Origin of the sequence: Aeromonas lacus (genome assembly GCF_000764665.1) — a bacterium.
GTDB lineage: Bacteria > Pseudomonadota > Gammaproteobacteria > Enterobacterales > Aeromonadaceae > Aeromonas > Aeromonas lacus.
This window is the reverse complement of the sequence record NZ_JRGM01000038.1, coordinates 39,751-45,929: the sequence shown is the minus strand read 5'-3', so window position 1 is coordinate 45,929 and position 6,179 is coordinate 39,751. Positions and strand designations below refer to the sequence as shown.

The following is a 6,179-nucleotide window of genomic DNA, read 5'->3' as shown; positions in this document are numbered from 1 at the left end:
TGGACTTGCGACTGAGACCTTACAGGGGAAAACGCCCGCAACTGGGCAAGCGGGTTTATGTAGATCCCTGCGCCACCCTGGTGGGCGATATCGAGCTGGCCGACGATGCCAGCATATGGCCCATGGTGGCGGCACGGGGGGACGTAAACCATATCCGCATCGGCGCCCGCAGCAATATTCAGGATGGCACTGTGCTGCACCTGACTCGCAAGAGCGCCAGTAATCCGACCGGCTATCCACTGCTGATCGGTGAAGATGTCACGGTCGGCCATAAGGCGATGCTGCACGGCTGCACCATCGGCAACCGGGTATTAGTCGGTATGGGTGCCATTCTGCTTGATGGCGTCGTGGTCGAAGATGATGTGATGATCGGAGCTGGCAGTCTGGTGCCGCCGGGCAAGCGACTCGAGTCAGGCTTTCTATATATAGGTAATCCCGTCAAACAGGCTCGCCCACTTAAACCTGCCGAGGTCGCCTTCCTCAAAACCTCGGCCGACAATTATGTGCAGCTCAAGGACGAATACCTGCAAGAAGTCTGAAGCGCTGCAACCATAAACAGGAAGCCCGGCATGATGCCGGGCTTCGCTTCTTATATAGCTATATAGCAGTGCAAAACGGCTGACCGGAGGTCAGTGGGCCTGATCCCAGTTGTCGCCGGTGCCCGCCTCCACCACCAGCGGCACATCCAGTTCAGCTGCGGCAGACATCTTCTCCTTGATGATGGCGATGTACTCCTCCAGCTTCTCTTCGCGGATCTCGAACACCAGTTCATCGTGTACCTGCATCAGCATGCGGATCGACTCATCTTCAATCCCGCGGATCCAGCCATCCACGTTGATCATGGCGCGCTTGATGATGTCGGCAGCCGTACCCTGCATGGGCGCGTTGATGGCGGCCCGTTCAGCTGCCTTGCGCAGACCGGCGTTGCGGGACTTGATATCCGGCAGATATAAACGACGGCCAAACAGGGTCTCGACATAACCCTGGGCTTCCGCCTGCTGACGGGTGCGCTCCATATACTCCAGTACGCCCGGATAGCGCTCGAAGTAGAGATCCATGTACTTCTGCGCCTCGGCACGGCCGATACCCAACTGCTTGGCCAGACCAAAGGCACTCATGCCGTAGATAAGGCCGAAGTTGATCGCCTTGGCACTGCGGCGCATGTCACTGGTCACCGCATCAAGCGCTACACCAAACACCTCGGCGGCAGTCGCCTTGTGGATGTCCTTGCCCTCGGCAAAGGCGGTCAGCAGCCCCTTGTCACCGGAAAGGTGCGCCATGATGCGCAACTCGATCTGGGAGTAGTCTGCCGCCACCAGCTTGTAACCGGCGCACGGGATAAAGGCCTGACGGATCCGGCGCCCCTGTTCGTTGCGTACCGGGATGTTCTGCAGGTTGGGATCGGTGGAGGAGAGTCGACCGGTTGCCGCCACTGCCTGATGATAGGAGGTGTGTACCCGTCCGGTCTGCGGCTTGATCATCAGCGGCAGCTTGTCGGTGTAGGTGGACTTGAGCTTGGCCAACCCACGGTGCTCCATCAGGAGGCGCGGCAGCTCATAGGTCTCAGCCAGCTCGGCCAGCACCTCTTCCGCAGTGGATGGCGCACCCTTGGGGGTCTTTTTGATGATCGGCAGCCCCAGCTTGGTGAAGAGGATCTCCCCCAGCTGCTTGGGCGAGGAGAGGTTGAACTCCTGCCCGGCCAGCTCGTGGGCCTGTTTCTCCAGTTCCGCCAGACGCACTTCGATCTCCTGACTCTGCTGATGCAGCAGCTTGGGTTCGATAGTGGTACCGAGTCGCTCCATTCGCGCCAGAACCGGCAACAGGGGCAATTCGATCTCGCTGAATACTTTGGCGAGGCCCGGCTCGGTAGAGAGCTTGCCCCACAGCGCCTGATGCAGACGCAAGGTAATGTCAGCATCTTCCGCCGCATAGGGGGCCGCCTGCTCCAGCTCGATCTGGTTGAAGGTGAGCTGCTTGACCCCCTTGCCGGCGATGTCCTCGAACGAGATGGTCTCGGCGTTCAGATACTTGCGAGCCAGTGAATCCATGTCGTGACGGCTGGCAGTGGAGTTGAGCACATAGGACTCGAGCATGGTGTCGTAGGCGATACCCTGCAGCTCGATGCCGTGATTGAGCAGCACGTTGCGGTCGTACTTGAGGTTCTGCCCCACCTTGAGGCGGGCCGGATCTTCCAGCAGCGGCTTGAGCTTGCCGAGTACCACGGCCTCGGTCAGCTGCACCGGCGCCCCCAGATAGTCGTGGCCGAAGGGGACGTAGGCTGCCTTGCCCGGCTCGATGGCGAAAGATACGCCAACGACGCGAGCTTCCATATAGTCGAGACTGGTGGTCTCGGTGTCGAAGGCAAACAGCGGCGCGGCCTGCAGCTGGGCCAGCCAGCCGTCGAACTCGGCCTCATCCAGAATGCAGCGGTAGTCGGTTTCGATGGCAGCAGCAGGGGCGGCGACTTCATCATCACCTTCGGCTCCGCTCTCTTCACTGCCAGACTCCAGCTCTTTGATCAGGTTGCGCAGCTCGTACTCGCGATAGACCGCCAGCAGAGCCTCCTTGTCGATAGGGCCGAGCTGCAGCTCTTCCAGACTCTGCTCCAGCGCCACGTCGGTTTTGATGGTGGCCAGCACATAGGAGAGGCGCACCTGCTCTTCCTGCTCGCGGAACTTGTCGGCGAACGCCTTGGAGCCACGGAAACCGAGCGCAGCCACCTTGTCGAGGTTCGCGGCGATCTCGTCGATGCTGCCGATCCCCTGCAGCAGGGCCAGTGCGGTCTTCTCGCCAACGCCGGTCATGCCGGGGATGTTGTCCACCTTGTCCCCCATCAGGGCCAGGTAGTCGATGATGAGCTCGGGCGGTACGCCGAACTTCTCGATCACCCCTTCCCGATCGGTCTTCACATCTTTCATGGTGTCAATCAGGGTGACGTGGTCGGAGACCAGCTGCGCCATGTCCTTGTCACCGGTACTGATCAGCACCGGTAACTGCTTCTCGGTCGCCTGACGGGCCAGGGTGCCGATCACATCGTCCGCTTCTACCCCTTCCACCATCAGGAAGGGGAAACCCATCGCCTTGATCATCTGGTGGATGGGGGCAACCTGGCTGCGCAGATCGTCCGGCATGCTGGCCCGGTTGGCCTTGTATTCGGGATAGATGTCGTCGCGGAAGGTCTTGCCTTTGGCATCGAACACCACGGCCACATGGCAGTCGGGATACTGCTTGCGCAGGCTGCGCATCATGTTGGCCATGACACGGACGGCGCCGCTCGGCAAACCGGTCGAGGTGCGCAGATCGGCCTGCTGGGAGGCAAAGAAGGCGCGGTAAAGATAAGAGGAGCCGTCGACCAGAATAAGGGGATTGCTAGGGGCCATGAAATCGTCCTGCCAGAGATAAACAGCCGCTAGGATGCCACAGGGGCCCCCTCACACCAAGGGGGGCAGAGACCCGGCAGAAAGAGCCACACAAGCCTCAAATATGTGGATAACTCTGTGTTCAAAAATGGATGCACGGAAAAACCACAGTGACAACGCTGTGGATAAAAAACAAAAAATACATATATAACAATATATTGAGATCATAAAAACTGATCACCAGACCATGAGAATGATCTCGATCAATGTGGAAAAAAATTTAAGGGAGTGGGTACGGCAGGATCCGAAACGAAACAATCCTAGCACAGCAAGATGACTTGACCAGCAGATGGCGAGCGATAACCATACAAAAGTACAACAATCCATCTTGGCTCACATTTTCAACAACAAGGAGTTTGCCATGAAAAAAGTGGCCGTGATTTTGAGTGGCTGCGGCGTCTTTGACGGGGCAGAAATTCATGAAGCCGTCATCAGCTTGCTGGCACTGGCACGTCAGGGTGCTACCGTGCAGTGCTTCGCTCCGAACGTCACGCAGCTCCATGTGATCAACCACCTGACCGGTGAAGTGAGCGAGGGGGAGAGTCGCAACGTGCTGGTCGAAGCGGCGCGTATCTGCCGCGGCCAGATAAAGGATGTGGCCGAGCTGGATGCGGCCGATTATGACGCCCTGCTGGTACCCGGCGGCTTTGGCGCAGCCAAGAACCTGTGCGACTTCGCCATCAAGGGAGCGGAGTGCCAAATCCAGCCTGACGTGCTGAAGGCGTGCCAAAGCTTTGCCAATGCCAACAAACCGGCCGCCTATATCTGCATCGCTCCGGCCATGATCCCGCTCATCTACGGCGCTGGCACCCTGGCCACCATAGGTCATGACGAAGGCACCGCCAACGCCATCGAAGCGATGGGCGGCAGCCACCTCAACTGTCCGGTCAACGAGTTCGTGGTGGATCAGGAGCGCAAGGTGATCTCCAGTCCTGCCTACATGCTGGCCAGCAATATCGTAGAAGCGGCAGACGGTATCGAGAAAACCGTCAAACAGCTGCTGGCACTCTGATTTCCCGGCCTACCAAAACAAACGGGCCGCTCATGGAGCGGCCCGTTTTCAATTCTCGCGGATAGCGACCGATCAGATGCTTTCGCCCATCTGATCCATCTTGCCCAGCAGGGCACGCAGACGCTCCTGCCATGCAGCGTGCTCGTTGCGAAGCTGATGGTTCTCGTCTTGCAGCTTGGTGTTCTGCTCTTTCAGATCGTCCAGTTCCATCTTCAGCAGGGAGATGTTGTCGACGGCGGATTGTACTTTGGATTCGAGTTGCTCAAGGACTTCTAGTGACATATGCATACCTGTTTGTTCAATTGCGATGCCCCACAGAGGGCGATTCAAGCGCGTGGAGCCAGCATACCCCGAGCCTATCGGCACAAACAAGCCAGTGCGCTGCAAAATGCCTCTTCCACAGAGGTATTGTCTAAATATGCGTCTATTTTTCTCGCATCCTGCGCAGCTCACCGGTGAAGAGCGATATAGCCCCCCATCAGCAGACAGCCAACCCCGTACATCAGCAGGCCGTAGAGCAGGTTGCCACGCAAGATGGCGGCAGCACTCAGGTTGTAGCGGGAGGCCAGCGCCAGATTGGATCCGGAGAGCGGGCTGGTACCCGTGGCAATCCCCCACCCCAGCAGAAAACACATGCCGAGCAGGCTGGGATCCGGTGACAGAGGCCAGAGCAACGGTGCCAGTCCGGAGATACTGATGAGTGGGTGTACCCCGACGATGGCTACCAGCAGGATCAGCAAGAGTGCGAGGGATGCCTCCAGCCAGCCGAAGTGGTTGAACAGTGGCAAACCATGACCACCGCCAAGATCGATGACCGACACGGCGCTGTTGATGCCAGCAGCCAGCAGACCGGCCCCCAGAAACAGCACCAGTTGACCACCGATGGCAGGAAAGCGCTCCACCACCTGTCGTTTCAGCGCGGCCTTACGGCCGGTATGCGGCATAAAGAGCAGTGCCAGCAGCGGTGCCACCAGCGCAATAACCGCCATGATGCCGAGATCTGGCCAGATCTGCTTGATGAGCAGCACCAGCCCGGCCAGGGTGATCGGCAGCCCCAGGGTCTGCAGCCGCAGCGGATAGCCGGAAAAATCCGTCACCCCGATCCGCTCCACCTGCCAGGCCGTTATCGTCATTGCCAGCAGGGTCGCCACCACGCCAAACGGCAAGATGTTCGACAGCTTGAGGCCCGGTGCGTAAGTGAGTGCCACCGCCATGGCGACAAAGAAGGGGGACCAGAAGGCGGCGACGCAGAAGATGCGGCTCAGCACCAGCACCTGACGTCGCTCAAGGGTGCCGTTACGTTCCAGCCGATCGCCGATGATAAAAAGCACCGAGAGGTTGATGACGGCCCCCAGCAGATTGAGGCTGGCCATGGTGCTCCACAGCCCCTTGCGCCCTTGCCACGAAGTGGTACCGGTCAAGAGACCCGAGGTAACGAGATTGAGGGTGCTCACCGCAGCAAACATAGTGAGCATATTGATGTTGGGCAGCAGCCAGGCATCGGCACTGAAGCTGGCCCCCCGCCACCAGGAGAAGAGCAACAGCAAAAACGCGGCGCCGTAAAGTGCCAGCGCCTGCCGTCTGGCGGCACCGGCCAGCCAGGGCCAGGTGAGCAGGGAAGCGCCCCCGGCAGCAATGGCCGCCGGCCAGGGAGAGAACCCCAGGTAGAGATGCAGCAGGTTGAGCAGCCACATCCCCAGGATCAGATAACCCGACCAGCGTTTGACCATCGACTACTCCGGCCGGGA

The 6,179-nt window shown here is 59.3% G+C and carries 5 protein-coding genes; 2 read left to right on the top strand and 3 right to left on the bottom strand.

All coding sequences use genetic code 11. The features are described from left to right. On the top strand, positions 1-539 hold a 539-nt coding region (locus LG31_RS0106220), incomplete at its 5' end, for a gamma carbonic anhydrase family protein (RefSeq protein WP_152598315.1). A 90-nt stretch (positions 540-629) separates the two neighbouring features. On the opposite strand, the gene polA is transcribed toward LG31_RS0106220, so the two are convergent. Further along, positions 630-3,380 carry a DNA polymerase I gene (gene polA, locus LG31_RS0106215; RefSeq protein ID WP_033113623.1) on the bottom strand — a complete coding sequence of 917 codons (2,751 nt, stop codon included), beginning with the start codon at positions 3,378-3,380 and terminating at the stop codon, positions 630-632. Positions 3,381-3,780: 400 nt separating this feature from the next. On the opposite strand from polA, the gene elbB reads away from it, so the two are divergent. Further along, positions 3,781-4,431 carry an isoprenoid biosynthesis glyoxalase ElbB gene (elbB, locus tag LG31_RS0106210; RefSeq protein ID WP_033113628.1) on the top strand — a complete coding sequence of 217 codons (651 nt, stop codon included), beginning with the start codon at positions 3,781-3,783 and terminating at the stop codon, positions 4,429-4,431. Positions 4,432-4,503: 72 nt separating this feature from the next. Here elbB and LG31_RS21155 read toward each other — a convergent pair whose 3' ends face one another. Next, the gene (locus LG31_RS21155; protein ID WP_033113622.1) at positions 4,504-4,713 is read right to left on the bottom strand and encodes a cell division protein ZapB; all 210 of its coding nucleotides are present in this window, start codon (positions 4,711-4,713) and stop codon (positions 4,504-4,506) included. Between the two features lie 167 nt (positions 4,714-4,880). Beyond that, positions 4,881-6,161 carry a hypothetical protein gene (locus LG31_RS0106200; protein ID WP_033113621.1) on the bottom strand — a complete coding sequence of 427 codons (1,281 nt, stop codon included), beginning with the start codon at positions 6,159-6,161 and terminating at the stop codon, positions 4,881-4,883. Positions 6,162-6,179: the final 18 nt, after the last annotated feature.

Excerpts from the sequence above, each read along its gene's own strand:
- polA (WP_033113623.1), bottom strand. The coding sequence starts at position 3,380 with ATGGCCCCTAGCAATCCCCTTATTCTGGTCGACGGCTCCTCTTATCTT.
- elbB (WP_033113628.1), top strand. The coding sequence starts at position 3,781 with ATGAAAAAAGTGGCCGTGATTTTGAGTGGCTGCGGCGTCTTTGACGGG.
- LG31_RS21155 (WP_033113622.1), bottom strand. The coding sequence starts at position 4,713 with ATGTCACTAGAAGTCCTTGAGCAACTCGAATCCAAAGTACAATCCGCC.
- LG31_RS0106200 (WP_033113621.1), bottom strand. The coding sequence starts at position 6,161 with ATGGTCAAACGCTGGTCGGGTTATCTGATCCTGGGGATGTGGCTGCTC.